The sequence below is a fragment of the Mesorhizobium sp. M1399 genome, from assembly GCF_040317735.1.
In the GTDB taxonomy this organism is placed as follows: domain Bacteria; phylum Pseudomonadota; class Alphaproteobacteria; order Rhizobiales; family Rhizobiaceae; genus Mesorhizobium.
In genome coordinates, this window is the sequence record NZ_JAMYKZ010000015.1 from 1 (window position 1) to 16617 (window position 16617).

At 63.6% G+C, this 16617-nt stretch carries 18 protein-coding genes and 1 pseudogene; 5 read left to right on the plus strand and 14 right to left on the minus strand.

The window, feature by feature from the left end; translation table 11 throughout:
* A pseudogene (locus NKH05_RS24345) lies at positions 1-535 on the minus strand (helix-turn-helix domain-containing protein); the annotation flags it as partial.
* Positions 536-710: 175 nt separating this feature from the next.
* Between NKH05_RS24345 and NKH05_RS24350 the strand changes: the two are divergent.
* Positions 711-1511 carry an SDR family NAD(P)-dependent oxidoreductase gene (locus NKH05_RS24350; RefSeq protein ID WP_352483545.1) on the plus strand — a complete coding sequence of 267 codons (801 nt, stop codon included), beginning with the start codon at positions 711-713 and terminating at the stop codon, positions 1509-1511.
* Between the two features lie 142 nt (positions 1512-1653).
* On the opposite strand, the gene NKH05_RS24355 is transcribed toward NKH05_RS24350, so the two are convergent.
* From NKH05_RS24355 to NKH05_RS24370, 4 genes are read right to left on the minus strand one after another with little or no spacing between them, the layout of a single operon-like run.
* Positions 1654-2079: a DUF1178 family protein gene (locus NKH05_RS24355; protein WP_352483544.1), complete on the minus strand. Its 426-nt coding sequence runs from the start codon at positions 2077-2079 to the stop codon at positions 1654-1656.
* On the minus strand, positions 2076-2942 hold the full coding sequence (locus tag NKH05_RS24360) for a carbon-nitrogen hydrolase family protein (RefSeq protein ID WP_352483543.1): 867 nt from the start codon (positions 2940-2942) through the stop codon (positions 2076-2078). The genes NKH05_RS24355 and NKH05_RS24360 overlap by 4 nt, the downstream gene beginning before the upstream one ends.
* A gap of 10 nt (positions 2943-2952) precedes the next feature.
* Entirely contained in the window at positions 2953-3222 is a 270-nt protein-coding gene (gene grxC, locus NKH05_RS24365; RefSeq protein ID WP_023721036.1) for a glutaredoxin 3, read from the minus strand.
* 37 nt (positions 3223-3259) lie between these two features.
* Complete coding sequence (locus tag NKH05_RS24370; RefSeq protein ID WP_352483542.1) at positions 3260-4060, minus strand: ComF family protein; 801 nt, start codon at positions 4058-4060, stop codon at positions 3260-3262.
* A 54-nt stretch (positions 4061-4114) separates the two neighbouring features.
* On the opposite strand from NKH05_RS24370, the gene NKH05_RS24375 reads away from it, so the two are divergent.
* On the plus strand, positions 4115-4987 hold the full coding sequence (locus NKH05_RS24375) for a methyltransferase domain-containing protein (RefSeq protein ID WP_023721038.1): 873 nt from the start codon (positions 4115-4117) through the stop codon (positions 4985-4987).
* Positions 4988-5038: 51 nt separating this feature from the next.
* Here NKH05_RS24375 and NKH05_RS24380 read toward each other — a convergent pair whose 3' ends face one another.
* From NKH05_RS24380 to argJ, 5 genes are all read right to left on the minus strand, one after another.
* The gene (locus NKH05_RS24380; protein WP_023721039.1) at positions 5039-5218 is read right to left on the minus strand and encodes a Flp family type IVb pilin; all 180 of its coding nucleotides are present in this window, start codon (positions 5216-5218) and stop codon (positions 5039-5041) included.
* A gap of 206 nt (positions 5219-5424) precedes the next feature.
* Positions 5425-5730, minus strand: a complete 306-nt coding sequence (locus NKH05_RS24385) for a hypothetical protein (protein ID WP_023721040.1) — start codon at positions 5728-5730, stop codon at positions 5425-5427.
* A gap of 127 nt (positions 5731-5857) precedes the next feature.
* The gene (locus NKH05_RS24390) at positions 5858-6280 is read right to left on the minus strand and encodes a (deoxy)nucleoside triphosphate pyrophosphohydrolase (RefSeq protein WP_352483541.1); all 423 of its coding nucleotides are present in this window, start codon (positions 6278-6280) and stop codon (positions 5858-5860) included.
* Positions 6277-7056: a GNAT family N-acetyltransferase gene (locus NKH05_RS24395; protein WP_352483540.1), complete on the minus strand. Its 780-nt coding sequence runs from the start codon at positions 7054-7056 to the stop codon at positions 6277-6279. The genes NKH05_RS24390 and NKH05_RS24395 overlap by 4 nt, the downstream gene beginning before the upstream one ends.
* The gene (argJ, locus tag NKH05_RS24400) at positions 7056-8297 is read right to left on the minus strand and encodes a bifunctional glutamate N-acetyltransferase/amino-acid acetyltransferase ArgJ (RefSeq protein ID WP_352483539.1); all 1242 of its coding nucleotides are present in this window, start codon (positions 8295-8297) and stop codon (positions 7056-7058) included. The genes NKH05_RS24395 and argJ overlap by 1 nt, the downstream gene beginning before the upstream one ends.
* Before the next feature lie 180 nt (positions 8298-8477).
* Here argJ and NKH05_RS24405 point away from each other — a divergent pair, with 180 nt between their 5' ends.
* On the plus strand, positions 8478-9704 hold the full coding sequence (locus tag NKH05_RS24405; protein WP_352483538.1) for a caspase family protein: 1227 nt from the start codon (positions 8478-8480) through the stop codon (positions 9702-9704).
* Positions 9705-9707: 3 nt separating this feature from the next.
* Here NKH05_RS24405 and NKH05_RS24410 read toward each other — a convergent pair whose 3' ends face one another.
* Positions 9708-9944: a putative antibiotic biosynthesis monooxygenase gene (locus NKH05_RS24410; protein WP_352483537.1), complete on the minus strand. Its 237-nt coding sequence runs from the start codon at positions 9942-9944 to the stop codon at positions 9708-9710.
* Positions 9945-10055: 111 nt separating this feature from the next.
* Here NKH05_RS24410 and NKH05_RS24415 point away from each other — a divergent pair, with 111 nt between their 5' ends.
* Positions 10056-10712 carry a TetR/AcrR family transcriptional regulator gene (locus NKH05_RS24415; RefSeq protein ID WP_352483567.1) on the plus strand — a complete coding sequence of 219 codons (657 nt, stop codon included), beginning with the start codon at positions 10056-10058 and terminating at the stop codon, positions 10710-10712.
* A 43-nt stretch (positions 10713-10755) separates the two neighbouring features.
* On the opposite strand, the gene NKH05_RS24420 is transcribed toward NKH05_RS24415, so the two are convergent.
* A complete protein-coding gene (locus NKH05_RS24420) occupies positions 10756-11673 on the minus strand; it encodes a peptidylprolyl isomerase (protein ID WP_352495602.1) in 918 nt (305 codons plus the stop codon).
* Between the two features lie 253 nt (positions 11674-11926).
* Here NKH05_RS24420 and secA point away from each other — a divergent pair, with 253 nt between their 5' ends.
* Entirely contained in the window at positions 11927-14659 is a 2733-nt protein-coding gene (secA, locus tag NKH05_RS24425) for a preprotein translocase subunit SecA (protein ID WP_023721048.1), read from the plus strand.
* A 280-nt stretch (positions 14660-14939) separates the two neighbouring features.
* Here secA and NKH05_RS24430 read toward each other — a convergent pair whose 3' ends face one another.
* Positions 14940-15890, minus strand: coding sequence for a 2-hydroxyacid dehydrogenase (locus NKH05_RS24430; protein ID WP_156948167.1), 951 nt, complete (start codon positions 15888-15890; stop codon positions 14940-14942).
* A 440-nt stretch (positions 15891-16330) separates the two neighbouring features.
* Positions 16331-16516: a hypothetical protein gene (locus tag NKH05_RS24435; protein ID WP_031194557.1), complete on the minus strand. Its 186-nt coding sequence runs from the start codon at positions 16514-16516 to the stop codon at positions 16331-16333.
* Positions 16517-16617 lie beyond the last annotated feature (101 nt).

Below are 16617 nucleotides of genomic sequence, written 5' to 3' on the forward strand. Positions count from 1 at the left end.
CGCCGCGGCCCGCCCGGCCGGCTGGGGGGGGGGCGGGGCGCGCAGGACCGGTCCGCAAGCGGCGGATGGCGATGCCGGCGACAGCCAGCTCGTGGGCGGCCCGCGATGCCGGCGGCAGCGGCGAGGGATCGAAGCCGTCCAGCCTGCGCTCGGCTTCGTCTAGATGACCAATCAGCAGCAGGCGCCGAACTTCGAGGTTGCGCGCATGCGCGGCGTTGACGCGGTCGCCATGCTTTTCAAGCGTCGCCCGCGCGGTGTCGAGTGCCTTGGCCGGCCAGGCGAGGTCGCGCGAGACGAGCGCGATCTCGGCCTCGGCGACGATACACCTCGCGCGGGCCACGGCCTCCCTCGGGCTGAATGCGTGCGCCGCCCTCTTGAGAAGAACCTTCGCCCTATTCAGGTCGCCAAGCTGCGCCATCGCGATACCGCGCAACGCAAGGGCCGGCGCATCGTCGCGCAGCGCAACCCGTTTCAAGGCGCCGAGCGGATCGCCCGCCGCGAGCGCATGCGCCGCGGCCGTGATCAGCGAGTCCATCGGAATCCCGTCACACTTGTCACTCCCATGGCTTCGACATCCGGCGCTAAGTCCATCTCACCAACCAGTCGTATCGAGAATGGCGACTGTAGCCAACCTGAGTTGCGGCGCGCCTGAGTTGCGGCGCGATTGTGCACTGAGCTCGAACACAACGATAAGCACTAGGAGAGACGCAATGAAGATCGAAGGCACAACTATCCTGGTGACTGGAGCCAATCGGGGCATCGGTCGGGCACTGGTCGAGGAAGCCCTGAGCAGAGGCGTAAAGCGCGTCTATGCCGCAACCCGCCAAGCCATGGCTCACCCGGACCGGCGTGTGACGTCCCTGACCATGGATGTAACGAACGCTGCGCAGATCCGGGAGGCCGTCGAGAAAATCGATGCTCTCGATATCCTCATCAACAATGCCGGCGTATCGCCCTTCGACGACCTCAGCGACCGTCGCGTGCTCGAACAACAGCTCGCCGTAAACCTCTTCGGCGCGTATGACGTGACCCAGGCTCTGCTGCCGTTGCTGGCCCGGTCGCGGGGAGCCATCGTCAACATTCTGTCGCTGGCCTCTATTGCTGCCGTGCCGTTCAGTCCGGCTTACTCGATCTCGAAGGCGGCCTCGTTCTCACTGTCACAGTCGTTGCGCACCCTCTTGGCCGGACGGGGTGTCAGCGTCCACAGGGTCCTTCCCGGCCCCGTGGACACGGACATGACACGGGGCCTGGACATCCCGAAGGCCTCTCCGGAGTCTGTTGCGCGAGCGATCCTGGACGGCGTGGAGAACGGCGAGGAGGAAATCTTCCCCGATCCCATGTCGGAATCCGTGGCGGAGGGTTGGCGCAGCAGTGCGGTCAAGGCGCTTGAACGCCAGTTTGCAGGCTATGCGGAAGCAAGCCCGTCAAGTGAAGCAAGCCCGTCAAGCAGTGGGCACGAAAGAAGCAGCGAAACGACTACCCGAGAAGCCCATCCTTGCTGCTCGGCATGAAACTGCAGACGCCTGTGCAGGGGGCGGCAGCACCGCCGCCCTCGACGCCGGCGGTCGGCTGTCGCTGGGGACGGCGCCGACCTTCACGGTCATGGCGCGGCCTGGCGGAGATGCCTCGTTATGTCCCGGGCAAGTTGACGGATCAGTTGCGGTCGTCCGGGAAGCTGGGAATAGGCAAGAACTCGACGCCGTCGTCGGCGAGGCTCTTGGCCTCCTCCAGCGTCGCCTCGCCATAGATGCCGCGCGGATCGCTCTCGCCGAAATGGATTTTGCGCGCTTCCTCGGCAAACTTGTCGCCGACATAATCGGCGTTCTCGCGCACCTTCTCGGCCATGGCCTTCAATTGCGCCAGCGCCTGCTTCTGGGCCTCGCCCATGGCGAGCGCGATCTTTTCCTGGTTGCGCCCGGTCGAGACCGCGGGCGCCATCAGCGCCTTGTCGACCTTACGCGAGCCGCAGGCCGGGCAATCGACGAAACCGCGCTTCTTCTGTGTGTCGAAATCGTCGTTGCTGCGGAACCATGCCTCGAATTCGTGCTCGTGCTCGCAGGTCAGGGAAAAGCGGATCAAGAGGCGGCACCCCTGAGCGGCAGCGCGTCCACCGGACCGGCGTTGACGGCAAAATCGCGTGCGTTCTTGAGGTTCGGTATCTTCTTGCGCGCTGCGACCGACTGCGCCGGGTCGATTTCGGCGACGATCACCGCCGGCTCGTCATGCGCTGCTTCGGCGATGATGCGGCCCCAGGGATCGACGATCAGCGAATGGCCATAGGTTTCGCGACCGTCTTCGTGCACTCCGCCTTGCGCGGCGGCGACGACATAGGCGCCGTTCTCGATGGCGCGCGCCCTGAGCAGCACATGCCAATGCGCTTCGCCGGTCTGGCGGGTGAAGGCGGCGGGCACCGCAAGCAGATCGGCGCCGGCCAGCGCCTCGGCGCGGAACAGCTGCGGGAAGCGCAGATCATAGCAGACGGCAAAGCCCAGCTTCGCGCCATCGATTTCGGTGACGACAGCCTCCGTGCCCGGCTCATAAGCGGCGGATTCGCGCCAGCTCTCGCCATTGTCGAGATCGACGTCGAACATGTGGATCTTGTCATAGGTGGCAATCGTGGCGCCGTCAGGCCCGAACAGAAGTGCGCGGTTGGCGAGCTTGCCGTCGGCGCGCAGAATGGCGGTCGAGCCGATATGCAGGAAGATGCCGAGTTCGTTGGCCAGCTTCCGCGACGTCGAGACGATGATGTCTTTGTCTTCGGAGGTGAACGAAGCGGCCCGGGCTTGGCTGTCGCGGATCAGCGCGCCGGTCATTTCCGGGGTCTGGATGTAGCTCGCGCCCAGGCCTGCCGCCTCGCGCACCAGCCGTTCCAGATCGACCGCATTGCGCTCCGGGCTGGTTCCCGAACGCATCTGGATCGCCGCCGCCTTGAAACCAGTCATCGTCATGTCCTTACCTGGCCGAGCCGTTGGCGAGCAATCTGTCCAGCCGTCCTTCCGCCTCCAATTCGTGGAGATCGTCGGAGCCGCCGACATGCGTGTCGCCGATGAATATCTGGGGAAAGGTGGAACGGCCGTGAGCCCGGGAGATCATCTCCTGGCGCAGCTCCGGCGAGAAGGAGGCGTCGTGCTCGGTGTAGGCGACACCCTTCCTGTCGAGCAGCCGCTTGGCCGCAGTGCAATAGCCGCACATCATCCGCGTGTAGATCGTCACATCGACCATCGGTCAGCAACCCTGCCTCGTTCCGCTGTCATATAGGCTATATAGGCGCCGATTCGTCGGCCCGAAAGTCCCCCGGCAGCACGCGCGCGAAGGTCAGTACGTCGACTGCGCCGGCACCGCCCTTTTTTAACGCCCTGGCGACCGCACGGACCGTGGCGCCGGTGGTGTAGACATCGTCGATCAACAGCACCCGGCGGCCGGCGATTTCGATCTCCGCTTCATCAGGCACTGTGAATGCGGCGCGCACATTTTCCTCGCGTTCCCGCCGCTCCAGCCCGACCTGCTGGCGCGTGAGTTTGACGCGCTTGATGGCTGATGGCGCGAAAGGCCGATCGCCGAGCTGCGCCACCGCCCGCGCCAGTTCCGCCGACTGGTTGAACTGCCGCCTGAAGAAGCGCCGCCAGTGCAGCGGCACCGGCACGACCACCTCGGCCTCGGCGATGAGCTCGGCACCGGCGCGAAGCATCCAGCGCGCCATCCACGGCGCCAGATCGGTGCGGTCCTGGTATTTCAGCCCTTGCACCATCTGGCGGGCAACGCCGGAATAGGCAACCGCCGCCCGCGCGCGCTCGAATGGCGGCGGGTCGGCTATCGCCTCCGCCGACAGGAACCCCTCACCCATATTGTGGGTGAACGGCGTGCCCATCACCGGGCACCATGGCCGTTCCAGCAGCCTGAGTTTCGGCCAGCAGGCGCCGCACAACACGCCGGGTTGCGAGACATGGCGGCGGCAGCCGGCGCAGACCGGCGGGAACAACAGGCGCGCCGGCCAGCCCAATGCCTTGCGGGCAATGCTCTTGATCGCAATACGCTTGATCTCCGGCATGGGATCGGCCACGTGGTTGGTCCTCCGCATCACTATATCAGAGAGCGAAGCACAAGGACCTGCCCATTGCAGCTTGTAATCGACACCTCGCTCTGGCTGGCGCACAAGCGTCGGGCACTGGCCCGCCCTATCGCCGGGGCGGATTTCCTCATGCGGCGGGCGGCCGAGGATCTTGCCGACCGGCTCGGCGCCGTCGAACGCAAGTTCGGCAAGGCGGCCTCATTGTTTTGCCAGACGCCGGCAGCAGCAGAGGTGCTCGCAGAAAGCGGCAAGGTAGCGGAAAACGTGCGCGTCGAGGCCGACGCCGCTTTCCTCGACGGCCGGCCAGGAGTGGTGGCGCCGTTGGAAACCGTGCCATTCGAGCCGGAAAGCCTCGATCTTGCTGTCTCGCTGCTGTCGCTGCAGGCGATGAACGACATTCCCGGCATGCTGGTGCAGATCCGCCGGGCGCTAAAGCCGGACGGGCTTTTCCTCGGCGCCTTCGCCGGCATAGGCACGCTCTCCGAACTGCGCGAAAGCCTGCTTGCCGCCGAGACCGAGCTCTACGGCGGCGCCAGCCCGCGTGTGATCCCGTTCACCGATGTCCGCGACGCCGGCGTGCTGCTGCAGCGCGCCGGCTTGGCGCTGCCGGTTGCCGACGTCGAGACGATTACGGTGCGCTACGATTCCCTCTTTGGCCTGGTCGCCGACCTGCGCGCAATGGGCGAGACCAGCGCGCTTGTCGACCGCAGCAGACGGCCGGGCACCCGAGCGCTGTTCGCGCGCGCCGCCGAAATCTATGCGGAGCGGTTTTCGGACGCCGATGGCCGCGTCAGGGCGAGTTTCTCGGTGGTCTGGATGTCAGGCTGGGCGCCCGATGCCTCTCAGCAAAAACCGCTGAAGCCGGGCTCCGCAAAAATATCGCTGAAGACGATCCTGGAAAACCCCGGCGGCCCCTGAGCATATCCCTGCGCAAAAGCTAGGCGTAGCCCTGCGCAACAGCCGAGCGAATCACTGCGCAAATGCGTTGGCAAGCCTGCTGCTGTTGTCGCTGAACAGCCACTCGATCGCACCGGCAGCCTGGCCGATGCCTGTGACAATGGCAAGCGACAGCACGGCCACGATCAAACCATATTCGATAGCCGTCGCACCCCTCTCGTCTTCTAAAAATCGTTGCAGCAAGATTTTCATGGGCGCCCATCCCTCTTGCCGGAACCTAGCGCCGACCCGTTAAGAAAGGTTAACGTGACAGGCTTAACGCGCGGTGAAACAGCTGCATTCCAATGCATGTCGCGCAAAAGTGTGCAGCGGTTTTGCGATAACGACATGCATCGAAACATAAGCGCGTCGCACGAGGCCGGTCGAACGCGACGCGCTTCAGATATCTGTTGAGGACGTCAGCAGTCACCGCTGCTTCTGCCATCGGCCCGAATGACGCAAACCGAACTGGGCAGCGGCTGCAGCACGCTCTTGCGCAGCGTATAGCTGTCGCGCTGGCCGATCGAGCCGGTGCTCATTGTATCAAGCCCATCGCGGGCAAACTGCGATCGGGTCCGGCTGTCGAGGTAGGGTGTCGCGATCAAGGCCAGAGCCACCGCGGCCGAGCCGAACAAAAGGGCGATGCGCAATATTCCCATGCCAGCATTGGCGGCGCCAGGAAGGCGATCGGGCCAAGGCAAGTCCCAGTCCTTGTCGAAGCTCATGCAAATCGCTCCCCAGCGGTGGAATCGGCGTAACCGCTTTGCGTCAATTTTTCACGGCCAGATAAATCTTTCATTAACGCTGCTGATATCGCTTCGCGGAGCTGCCCGGTTTACGGGAGATCGGCCGTTACAGCAGATCGATGAGGAACTGGATCAGCGGGGCATCGGCCGGCGGCATTGGAAAATCGCGCATCTGGCGCGGCCGCACCCATTTCAGCACCTGCCGTTCCTTCGGCTGGGCAATGCCGCGGAAGCGACGGCAGACGAACAGCGGCATCAGCAGGTGAAAATCATCGTAGGAATGGCTGGCAAAGGTGAGTGGTGCCAGGCAAGGGATATCGGTCTCGATGCCGATCTCCTCATACAGTTCGCGGATCAGGCATTGTTCCGGCGTTTCGCCGGGCTCGACCTTGCCGCCCGGAAACTCCCATAGGCCGGCGAGTTGCTTGCCTTCGGGCCGCTGCGCCAAAAGCACGCGCCCGTCGGCATCGACTAGCGCGCAGGCCGCAACCAGGAGCAGGCGCTTGCCGACCGTGTCTGAGCCGCTCATGCGCCTTGTGGCCGGCGATAGTGATAGCGATAGACTTCGTCGAATCCGAGCAAACGGTAAAGCGCCAGCGCCGGCGCGTTGTCCGCCTCGACTTGCAGCCAGGCTTCCCGCGCCCCGCGCAGTCGCGCCCATTTCAGCGCCGATCGGATGAGGTGGCGGCCATGGCCCTGGTTGCGCACCGATCTGTCGGTGGCGATCTCGAACAGCCCGGCAAGGTCGCCGTCATGCACGCAGATCAACGTTGCCAGCGGCTCGCTGCCGTTCTCCAGCGCAAACAGCCCGGCCTCCGGCTGGATGGCGCCAATGATCTCCGACAGGCCGGGCCGTAGCGACACGTCCGAACCGCTCACCTTGAGCGCTGCGCCGATGAAACGGCTGATGTCCTTCAACGGAATCTGGTCCATGGCGTCGTCGAGCATGGCGTCCGCCAGCGGCAGCCGCATGACCAGCGACTCCGCGAATGTGCTCCAGCCCTCGCCGTCGAGGTACTTTGAGAGATCCGGCCCAGACAGCGGCGAGACGCGAAAGGTCAGCGGCCTGCCATAGGCGTCGAAGCGACGGCTGGCGCGGCCGATGCGCTCGGCAATGTGCTGGATGTCGCCCGGATCGAGCGGATTGACCGAATTCAGCCGCTTGGCCGGATGGCCGGCCGTCAGCCGCACGACCCAGGTGCCGTCATAATGGACGGCGGCCGCCGGCCAGGCGCGAAAGCCAGCCGCCTCGTAGCGGCGCACGATCGCCAACACGCTTGCCGGATGTCTGGAAGCCAATGTCATCAGCTCCGATAATCGCCATTGATGGCGACATATTCCTTGGTGAGATCGCAGGTCCACACCGTCGCCTTGCCGCGGCCGATGCCGATATCGGCGCGGATGCGGATCTCGTCGCGCTTCATATACGCCGAAGTCGCCGCTTCGGAATAGGCGGCGTCGCGCTCGCCCTGATATGCCAGGCGGTTGTCGCCGAACCAGATCGACAGAAGGTCGCGGTCGGCCGGTTCGCCGGCCTTGCCGACGGCCATGACGACACGGCCCCAATTGGCGTCCTCGCCGGCGACTGCCGTCTTGACCAGCGGCGAATTGGCGATCGACAGCGCGATGCGCTTGGCCGAGCGGGCCGATTTGGCCCCGGTGACGGTGACCTCGACCTGCTTGCGGGCGCCCTCGCCGTCGCGCACCACCTGTAGCGCCAGCGACTTCAACACCTTGCCGAGGGCACGGCGGAACGCGCCGAGGCGCGCATCCTTGGGGTCGGAAATCGCCGGCGCGCCACGCCTGGCGGCAGCAGCTGTGGCGAACATCAGCAGCGTGTCGCTGGTCGAGGTGTCGCTGTCGACGGTGACCGCGTTGAAGGTCTTGGCCGTGCCGCGCGACAAGAGATCCTGCAGCGCCGGTGCTGCGATCGGCGCATCGGTGGCGATGAAGGAAAGCATCGTCGCCATGTCGGGCGCGATCATCCCCGCGCCCTTGGCGATGCCGTTGATGGTGACGTCGGCATTGCCGAGCTTGACCGTCGCGGTCGCCAGTTTGGGATAGGTGTCGGTGGTCATGATTGCCTTGGCGGCTTCGGTCCATAATTCCGGCTTGCCGTCCTTGATCAGCCCGGCCAGCAGGTGGCTGAACTTACCAGTATCGAGCGGTTCACCGATGACGCCGGTCGAGGCCAGGAACACCTCGCCTGGCGTGCAGCCGGCCGCCTTCGCCGCCGCCTCGCCCGTGAGTGCGGTCGAAGCGCGGCCCTTCTGGCCGGTAAAGGCATTGGCATTGCCGGAATTGACGACCAGAACGCGCGCCTTGCCCGCCGTGAGGTTTTGCCGGCAGAAGTCGACCGGCGCCGAGGGGCATTTCGACCTGGTGAACACCCCGGCGACGGTGGTGCCGGCGTCGAACACCATGGCCAGCAGATCGGTACGGTTCTTGTATTTTATGCCGGCCTCGGCGGTGGCGATGCGCACGCCCTCGATGGTCGGCATCTTGGCATATTTCTTCGGCGCGAGCGGCGAAACCTGTGCGGACATGGAAGACCCCGGGCGGGAAAATCGCGAAAGGAACGCCGGTTTGCCCGATAGCGCGCGTCGGCGCAAGCCGTTTTCACAGCCGTTACGGGTGCCGGACGCCTGACACTGCCTCATGCCGCAAGCAGGGCTGTTGCAAATTTGTTGGCATCGCTGCGGCCGATAGCGCTATGATCCTGCCCCATGGGCAGGCTTGTGGTCTTGGCACTGGCGTTTCTGGGCTTTCTGCTGCTGCGCGCGGATGCGCAGACGGCGCGGCGCGTGGCGCTTGTGGTCGGCAACGGCAGCTACGCCAAAGCCGGCACGCTGGCCAATCCCGTCAACGATGCGCTCGACATTGCCGACAAGCTGCGCGCCATCGGTTTCGAAGTGATCGAAGGCAACGATCTCGGCAAGCGCGAGCTCGAACGCAAGATCGGCGAATTCTCCGATGCGCTGCAGGGCGCCGGTGCCGGGCTGTTCTACTATGCCGGCCACGGCCTGCAGGTCGACGGGCGCAACTTCATCGTGCCGGTCGACGCCAGGCTGGACATGCCGGTCAAGCTCCAGCTCGAGGCCGTGCCGATCGACGAGGTCCTCGACATCATGGAGCAGCAGACCAAGGTCAGCCTGGTCTTCCTCGATGCCTGCCGCAACAACCCGTTTGCGCGAAGTCTCAGCCGCAGCGCCACGACGCGCTCGGCGACGGCTCTCGCCGGCCTCGCCCAGTTCCAGTCGACACGCGGTTCATTCATTGCCTTCTCGACGGCGCCCGGCGCTGTGGCAATGGACGGGACGGGGCGCAACTCGCCCTTTGCGGCGGCACTTTTGCGGCATATGGCGGAGCCCGGACAGAGCATCAACGACATGATGATCGCGGTGCGCCGCGATGTCGTTTCCGCAACGCGCGAGGCGCAGCGTCCCTGGGAGCAGGGATCGCTGCTCGAGCGTTTCGAATTTGTGCCGGGCGGAGACAGTGCCCAGCAACCGAAACCGGCCGTCACCCCGGCGCCCGCGTCTGAGGTCGCAGCGCTCGAACGCTCCGTCGGCGACAAGGGCGCCATCGAGCAGTTTCTGCGCCACGACTATCTGGCGCCTGATGCCAAGGCGATGCGCGAGACCGTCAAGCGGCTTTACGGTGCGTCGGCCACCATCTACGGCACGCGCTACGACAGCGAGGCCATCGTCAAGGTCAAGACTGACTGGTTCGCGCAATGGGCGTCGTGGTCGTTCGGTCTTGAGCCCGGCAGCCTTGAGGTGACGCCGCACGGCAAGGACCGCGCCGATGCGGTTTTCGCCATGACCTACGATTATGTGCCGAAGGACCACTCGGCGCAGCGGCTGACCGGCAAGGCACGGGTCATGCTGGAACTCGTGCTGGCCGACGGCGAGTGGCGCGTTGCGTCGGAAACGTCGCAGGCGCTGGAATGAACATCACCGGACCGCTGGGTTAATGAACCCGCGAAACGCCCGCTGCACGCCCGGAATCAGTCCCCAGATCATGATCGAGACCATCAGCGGCGCGATGACCAGTGTACGCTGCCAGATTTGCCACTCCTTGGTCAGCGGAAAAACCATGTACAAAATGGCAGTGATCAGCGGGTAGACGCCGAGCAGCACCAGCAGGGCGAAGCGCAAGCGCGAAAAACGCGTGGCGACAGTCGAGGTCATTGCTGTTCTCCTTATCGTTACGGAACGTTCCGTTACATATGAAACGGATCGTTTCGTTTCGTCAAGGGGCTGTGTATGATGGCTGCTGAGATCATCGGCAAGGAAGACGAGATGGGCGAAACCACCGATCCCGGGCGCAAATCAGCCGGCGCACGGCGCAGCCCCGAAAGCGCCGATGCCATTCTCGATGCCGCCGAAGCGGTACTGGTCGAAGCCGGCTATTCCGGCTTCTCCATCGAGGCGGTGGCGCGGCGGGCGCGCGCCGGAAAACCGACGATCTATCGCTGGTGGCCAAGCAAGGCCGCTCTGCTGCTCGACGTCTACCAGCGGCAAAAGCGTGTCGACAATCCCGACACCGGGAACCTTGAGCAGGACCTCGTCGGCTTCCTGAAGAGCTTGTTTGCGCACTGGCGCGACACATCGTCGGGCAGCGTGTTCAGATCGCTGATTGCCGAGGCGCAGTCGGACGAAAAAGCGGCCGCCGCCCTTGCCGAATACGCGAGAGGCCGTCGTGTCCACACCGGCCAGATGGTCGAACGCGCCAAGGCAAGGGGAGAGGTGGCAGCCGATGTCGATGCCACTGTCGTCGCCGACCTGATCGCCTCGTACGCCTGGACGCATCTTCTGACGAACCGCCTCGACGAGGACGAAGCGACGCTGCACAGGGCGGTCGGCTATGTCTTGAAAGGCATCGTCGCTGGCGATGCCGGCGATGCCACGGCGGTCCGGCGGCGGCGTCGACGCATCATCGTTCGCCCTACCAAATAGAAGCGACAGGGCGGCAGCGCGCCCTGTCGTAGCTCAATCTGGCCTATTTCGCGCTTTCCAGTGCGTCGACCGTCTTCTTCAGGTTGGCATCGGGGATGTCGACCTTGGCGTTGGCGCGCAGCGACTTGACCAGCGCGAAATACTTGTCGCGGATGACCGCCTGGCGGGCCTGGTCCTTGACCTCGTCGAAGGCCGGCGGCTGCTTGGTGCGCTTGTCCTCGACCTTGATGACGTGCCAGCCGAACTGCGACTGTACCGGCTGCTCGGTGTATTTGCCGACCGCCAGCGCAAACGCCGCCTTGTCGAATTCCGGCACCATCTGGCCAGGCCCGAACCAGCCGAGATCGCCGCCGCTGGTCTTGCCGCTCGGATCGCTGGTGTGCTCGTTGGCAAGCTTCTGGAAATCGGCACCGCCGTCGAGCTGCTTGATGATGGCGTCCGCCTCTTCCTTCGTCTTCACGAGGATGTGACGGGCGTGCACCTCGTTGGTGGGCGGCGTGTTGGCGATTTCCTGGTCGTAGCGGGCGCGGACCTCGGCATCGGTAACTTTGTCGACGACGCCCTTCTCGACCATTTCGCCATGCAGCGCGCGCTGCTGCAGGAATGCCATGCGGCGCTGGAAGTCGGGATCCTTGTCGAGGCCGGTGGTCACCGCCTGGGCCGCCATCACGCGGATTTCGATCGCCGCCGACAGCGCCGCGGCGCGGCGCTGCTCGGGCGGAAGCTGCGCGAACTGCTGCGACAGCTCGCCCTCGGCAAGCCCAAGGTCTGCCTCGGTCAGCGTCTGGCCGTTGATGGTGGCGACCACGGCGTTCGGATCGACCGGCTTGGCCGCCGGGGCGGGTGCCGCCGGCTGGGCAGGGGCGGCTTCCTGCGCCATCAACGGCGACAGCGAGAGGGCCGACAGCCCGAATGCCAGACCAAGGCTGGCGAGCGACGCGCGGCGGAACAATACAGACATTACGATTATCTCCAAAGCGGGGTAGCTAGAGCGGAATGGCTTCCAGACCAGCAGGATTGTGGCGGAATTTGGCGCGGTCGACAGGGCGAGCGCGGCGTTGACATCGAATGAGCCCCCTCTTATCTGTCCAACGACTTTGCGTCCAGAACCGTTTTCCGGGCGCTTTTTGCGTTTGTCCGCGTTCACGCGGATTTGATGGGGGCCGGCCGGCGCCCGTCGCAATGACTTGGAATGCTATCGAAAGGGCCATTGGATGGTCAGTCTCGGCGGTCTCGCCCGTAAGGTTTTCGGCTCCTCCAACGATCGTCGGGTCAAATCGACCCGGCCGCGCGTCGAGGCGATCAATGCCATGGAAAACGAGATGCGGGCGCTTTCCGACGCCGAGCTTCAGGCCCGCACCGACAAATTCCGCCAGGACATCGCCAACGGCGCCAGCCTCGACGACCTTCTGGTGCCGGCCTTCGCTACCGTGCGCGAGGCCGCCCGCCGCGTGCTCGGCATGCGGCCGTTCGACGTGCAGCTGATCGGCGGCATGGTGCTGCACAATGGCGGCATCGCCGAGATGCGCACCGGCGAAGGCAAGACGCTGGTGGCGACGCTGCCGGTCTACCTTAACGCGCTCGCCGGCAATGGCGTCCATGTCGTCACCGTCAACGATTACCTGGCCACGCGCGACTCCGAATGGATGGGCCGCGTCTACAAATTCCTCGGCCTCAAGGTCGGCGTCATCGTCCACGGCCTGTCCGACGAGGAGCGCCGCGTCGCCTACGCCGCCGACGTCACCTACGCCACAAACAACGAGCTCGGCTTCGACTATCTGCGCGACAACATGAAATACGAGCGCGCCCAGATGGTGCAGCGCGGTCACAGCTACGCCATCGTCGACGAAGTCGATTCCATCCTGGTCGACGAAGCCCGCACGCCGCTGATCATTTCCGGTCCGCTCGAGGACCGTTCGGAAATGTACAACACCATCGACACCTTCATCATCCAGCTGCAGCCGCAGGACTACGAGATCGACGAGAAGCAGAAGACCTCGATCTTCACCGAAGAAGGCACCGAGAAGCTGGAGAACATGCTGCGCGATGCCGGCCTGCTCAAGGGCGAGTCGCTCTACGACGTCGAGAATGTCGCCATCGTCCATCACGTCAACAACGCGCTGAAGGCGCACCGGCTGTTCCAGAGGGACAAGGACTATATTGTCCGCAACGGCGAGATCGTCATCATCGACGAGTTCACCGGCCGCATGATGCCCGGCCGCCGCTATTCGGAAGGCCTGCACCAGGCGCTCGAGGCCAAGGAGCATGTGGCGATCCAGCCGGAGAACCAGACGCTCGCCTCGGTCACCTTTCAGAACTATTTCCGCCTCTACAAGAAGCTGGCCGGCATGACCGGCACGGCGCTGACCGAGGCCGAGGAATTCGCCAACATCTACAATCTCGACGTCACCGAGATCCCGACCAACCTGCCGGTCATCCGCATTGACGAGGACGACGAGGTCTACCGGACGGTAGAGGAGAAATACAAGGCGATCGTCAAGGAGATCAAGGAAGCCCGCGCCAAGGGCCAGCCGACGCTGGTCGGCACGACTTCCATCGAGAAGTCGGAGCAACTGGCTGAACGCCTGCGCAAGGAAGGTTTCAAGGATTTCGAGGTGCTGAACGCCCGCCACCACGAGCGCGAGGCGGCGATCGTCGCCCAGGCGGGCAAACCGGGCGCCATCACCATCGCCACCAACATGGCCGGCCGCGGCACCGACATCCAGCTCGGCGGCAATGCCGACATGCGCATTGCCGAGGAGCTTGGCGACATGCCGGCCGGCCCCGAGCGCGAGGCCAGGGAAAAGGACATCCGCGACGACATCGCCCGGCTGAAGGAAAAGGCACTCGCCGCCGGCGGTCTTTATGTGCTCGCCACCGAACGCCATGAATCGCGCCGCATCGACAACCAGTTGCGCGGCCGCTCGGGCCGCCAAGGCGATCCCGGCCGCTCGAAATTCTTCCTGTCGCTGCAGGACGACCTGATGCGCATCTTCGGCTCCGAGCGCATGGACGGCATGCTGCAGAAACTCGGCCTCAAGGAAGACGAGGCAATCATCCATCCGTGGATCAACAAGGCGCTGGAAAAGGCGCAGAAGAAGGTCGAGGCGCGCAACTTCGACATCCGCAAGAACCTGTTGAAATATGACGACGTCTCGAACGACCAGCGCAAGGTGGTGTTCGAGCAGCGCATCGAGCTGATGGACGGCGAAGGCTTGTCCGAGACCATCACCGAGATGCGCGAAGGCGTCATCGAGGAGATCGTCGCCAAGAACATTCCCGAAAACGCCTATGCCGAGCAGTGGAACGTCGCCGGGCTCAAGGCCGAGATCGCCGAATTCCTCAATCTCGATCTGCCGGTCGAGGACTGGGTCAAAGAAGAAGGCATTGCCGAGGACGACATCCGCGAGCGCGTCAGCCAGGCTGCCGAAGCCGCCGCCAAGGAGCGCGCCGAGCGCTTCGGCCCCGACGTGATGACCTATGTCGAGCGCTCCGTGGTGCTGCAGACGCTCGACCATCTGTGGCGCGAGCACATCGTCAATCTCGACCATCTGCGCTCGGTCGTCGGCTTCCGCGGCTATGCCCAGCGCGATCCGCTGCAGGAGTACAAGGGCGAGGCGTTCGAGCTGTTCCAGGCGATGCTGGGCAATCTGCGCCAGGCCGTCACCGCGCAATTGATGCGCGTCGAGCTGGTCCGCCAGGCGGCGGACGCGCCGCCGCCCGAGGCCCCTGACATGTTCGGCAGCCATATCGACGGCAGCACCGGCGAAGACGATTTCGACGGCGGCGAGACGGCCGTGCTGGTCCGCCAGGAAAGCAACGCCATCGTCGCCCCCGAAGACCGCGACCCGAAGAACCCGGCAACCTGGGGCAAGGTCGGCCGCAACGAGGCCTGCCCGTGCGGGTCGGGCAAGAAGTACAAGCACTGTCATGGGGCGTTTGCGTAAGGCTGCGCTTTCCTTCTCCCCGTGATGGGGAGAAGGTGCCCTAAGGCGGGGCGGCACGGACGTCTGCGACTAGCCAATCTCCCCACCTGAGGGGGAGATGGCCGGCAGGCCAGAGGGGGGCGGTGTCCCGCCGACACCAAAATACGCATTTCGAATTTTCTGTATCTCGACCGGCGGTGGTGTTTGAGTTTGAAATCTAATAGCCGGGTGACGCACGCGCTGATGTCCGCGCTTCATGAAGATCGGAACCTGCTAAAGTGGGTAAAGACACTACTTTGATTCAATAACCCCGTTCGAGGTCGATCTTGTTGGACAGAGGCTCTCCTCTGGCGACTTGACCGCAGAGATCGGCGGCCTGGTCGATTCCAGAATCCACCCAGAAGCTCGCGACATGAGGTGTGACGGTCACCTTGGGATGAGTCCACAACGGCGATGAAGCCTCCAGCGGTTCACGCTCAAACACGTCAAGACAAGCACCAGAAAGCTGACCTTCGTCGAGAGCGCGGATCAGGTCGGCTTCGTTGACATGCGCGCCCCTGCCGACATTCACAAGGTAGGCACCTCGCTTCATTTTTCCAAAGGCACTCAAGTTCAGTATCCCACGAGTCTCACCAGTCAGGGGAAGTGAACAGATAACGTAGTCCCGACTTGTGAGTGCGCCCGCAAGCTGGGCACGGCCAAAGTAACTGTGTATGCCAGGAAGCGTCTTTTGATGACGAGACCAGACTGCTGTGTCGTAGCCAAAGTCCGCAAACAGCTTTGCGGCCCAGCCACCGATCCGGCCCGCACCAAGCACAACTATTCTTGTCTCGGAGATCTTCCGCGGCGCGATCGGATTCCACAACTTGCGGGCTTGTAGACTCATGTAATCCGCAACATGCCGTTGCTGGCAGAGAACGCGAAGGACGATGTACTGCACCACTTCCGAAGCCTGCTCACGCGTTGCGAGCCTGATGAGCGGAACACTCTTGGGAAAGCTCTGAAGATCAATACCCTCGACACCGGCTCCCAAATAGACGACGGCGCTTAGCCCCGTCATGGCATCAAAAAAGCCAGGACTGGCGCCCTTGTCGATCAGCACAATATCTATGTCACTTTTGTTCCCGGCGTCTGGCCAAAGCCTGAACTCCAGCTGCGGCACACGGGTTTTCAGCTCAGCAGCCCACACTTGTGCATCAATGTAGTCAGGATACTCATTGACCATCAGAACGGTAATGGGCTCGCCTAACACTTCGCCCCTCCCAGATTCAGGTAATCAGGCATCCACCGGATTACCGTTCTGTTGAGACTGAGGTTTGCGCAAACTGGCACCAGTTGCAAGATCAGACCCCGGCAAAAATGGCGTTGGTGATCCGCCAAAGCCGTGATGTCTGCCCGCTGCTGGCCGAGGATGTCGATTTCGCTTTCTTCAAGGCATAGTTCTCCCCTTGTTTTGCTGAAACGCATGACAACCGGGCCGGTCACGCCGGTGATGGATGGGGCGATGGCCGGAGTTCCGCGATCAGCCGCAGGATGTCGGTGAAGAGTTGCCTCGGGATAGCGACCTCCGCATCTGGAAGGCGACATAACGCCCATGGCTGATAACCTCGGCAACGATCTTGATGAGCTTCTTTGTGAGCTGGTAAGTGGTGCCAGAACATCCTTCCTGGCCTTTAGGTCCGGTTGGCATTCTTAGTTCTCCGCATGGCTAAAGACGACAGCGCCGTTGTCCTTACGAACTTCAACGGACACGATTCCATCGTCACCCTTTCGGGTTTGGAACATGGAGGTTGCATGATCTTTCGCGGTCTTCTCGTCGTCGAAGATCACCTTGTCGACGATGCCCTGCCTTCCATACCAAATGACAGTGTAGACCATTGTTGCTGCCATGCGTTCCGCTAAGCATATAGGCGTTTTCGCATATGGGGCAAACGAGATAGGCGTTTCCGCGTATTTCAAACTGAGACACTAAAGAGCAG

What these genes read in the sequence shown, in the direction of transcription:
- NKH05_RS24350 (WP_352483545.1), top strand. Translation starts at nt 711, where the DNA reads ATGAAGATCGAAGGCACAACTATCCTGGTGACTGGAGCCAATCGGGGC.
- NKH05_RS24360 (WP_352483543.1), bottom strand. Translation starts at nt 2,942, where the DNA reads ATGACTGGTTTCAAGGCGGCGGCGATCCAGATGCGTTCGGGAACCAGC.
- grxC (WP_023721036.1), bottom strand. Translation starts at nt 3,222, where the DNA reads ATGGTCGATGTGACGATCTACACGCGGATGATGTGCGGCTATTGCACT.
- NKH05_RS24380 (WP_023721039.1), bottom strand. Translation starts at nt 5,218, where the DNA reads ATGAAAATCTTGCTGCAACGATTTTTAGAAGACGAGAGGGGTGCGACG.
- NKH05_RS24385 (WP_023721040.1), bottom strand. Translation starts at nt 5,730, where the DNA reads ATGAGCTTCGACAAGGACTGGGACTTGCCTTGGCCCGATCGCCTTCCT.
- NKH05_RS24390 (WP_352483541.1), bottom strand. Translation starts at nt 6,280, where the DNA reads ATGAGCGGCTCAGACACGGTCGGCAAGCGCCTGCTCCTGGTTGCGGCC.
- NKH05_RS24395 (WP_352483540.1), bottom strand. Translation starts at nt 7,056, where the DNA reads ATGACATTGGCTTCCAGACATCCGGCAAGCGTGTTGGCGATCGTGCGC.
- argJ (WP_352483539.1), bottom strand. Translation starts at nt 8,297, where the DNA reads ATGTCCGCACAGGTTTCGCCGCTCGCGCCGAAGAAATATGCCAAGATG.
- NKH05_RS24405 (WP_352483538.1), top strand. Translation starts at nt 8,478, where the DNA reads ATGGGCAGGCTTGTGGTCTTGGCACTGGCGTTTCTGGGCTTTCTGCTG.
- NKH05_RS24410 (WP_352483537.1), bottom strand. Translation starts at nt 9,944, where the DNA reads ATGACCTCGACTGTCGCCACGCGTTTTTCGCGCTTGCGCTTCGCCCTG.
- NKH05_RS24415 (WP_352483567.1), top strand. Translation starts at nt 10,056, where the DNA reads ATGGGCGAAACCACCGATCCCGGGCGCAAATCAGCCGGCGCACGGCGC.
- NKH05_RS24420 (WP_352495602.1), bottom strand. Translation starts at nt 11,673, where the DNA reads ATGTCTGTATTGTTCCGCCGCGCGTCGCTCGCCAGCCTTGGTCTGGCA.
- secA (WP_023721048.1), top strand. Translation starts at nt 11,927, where the DNA reads ATGGTCAGTCTCGGCGGTCTCGCCCGTAAGGTTTTCGGCTCCTCCAAC.
- NKH05_RS24435 (WP_031194557.1), bottom strand. Translation starts at nt 16,516, where the DNA reads ATGGTCTACACTGTCATTTGGTATGGAAGGCAGGGCATCGTCGACAAG.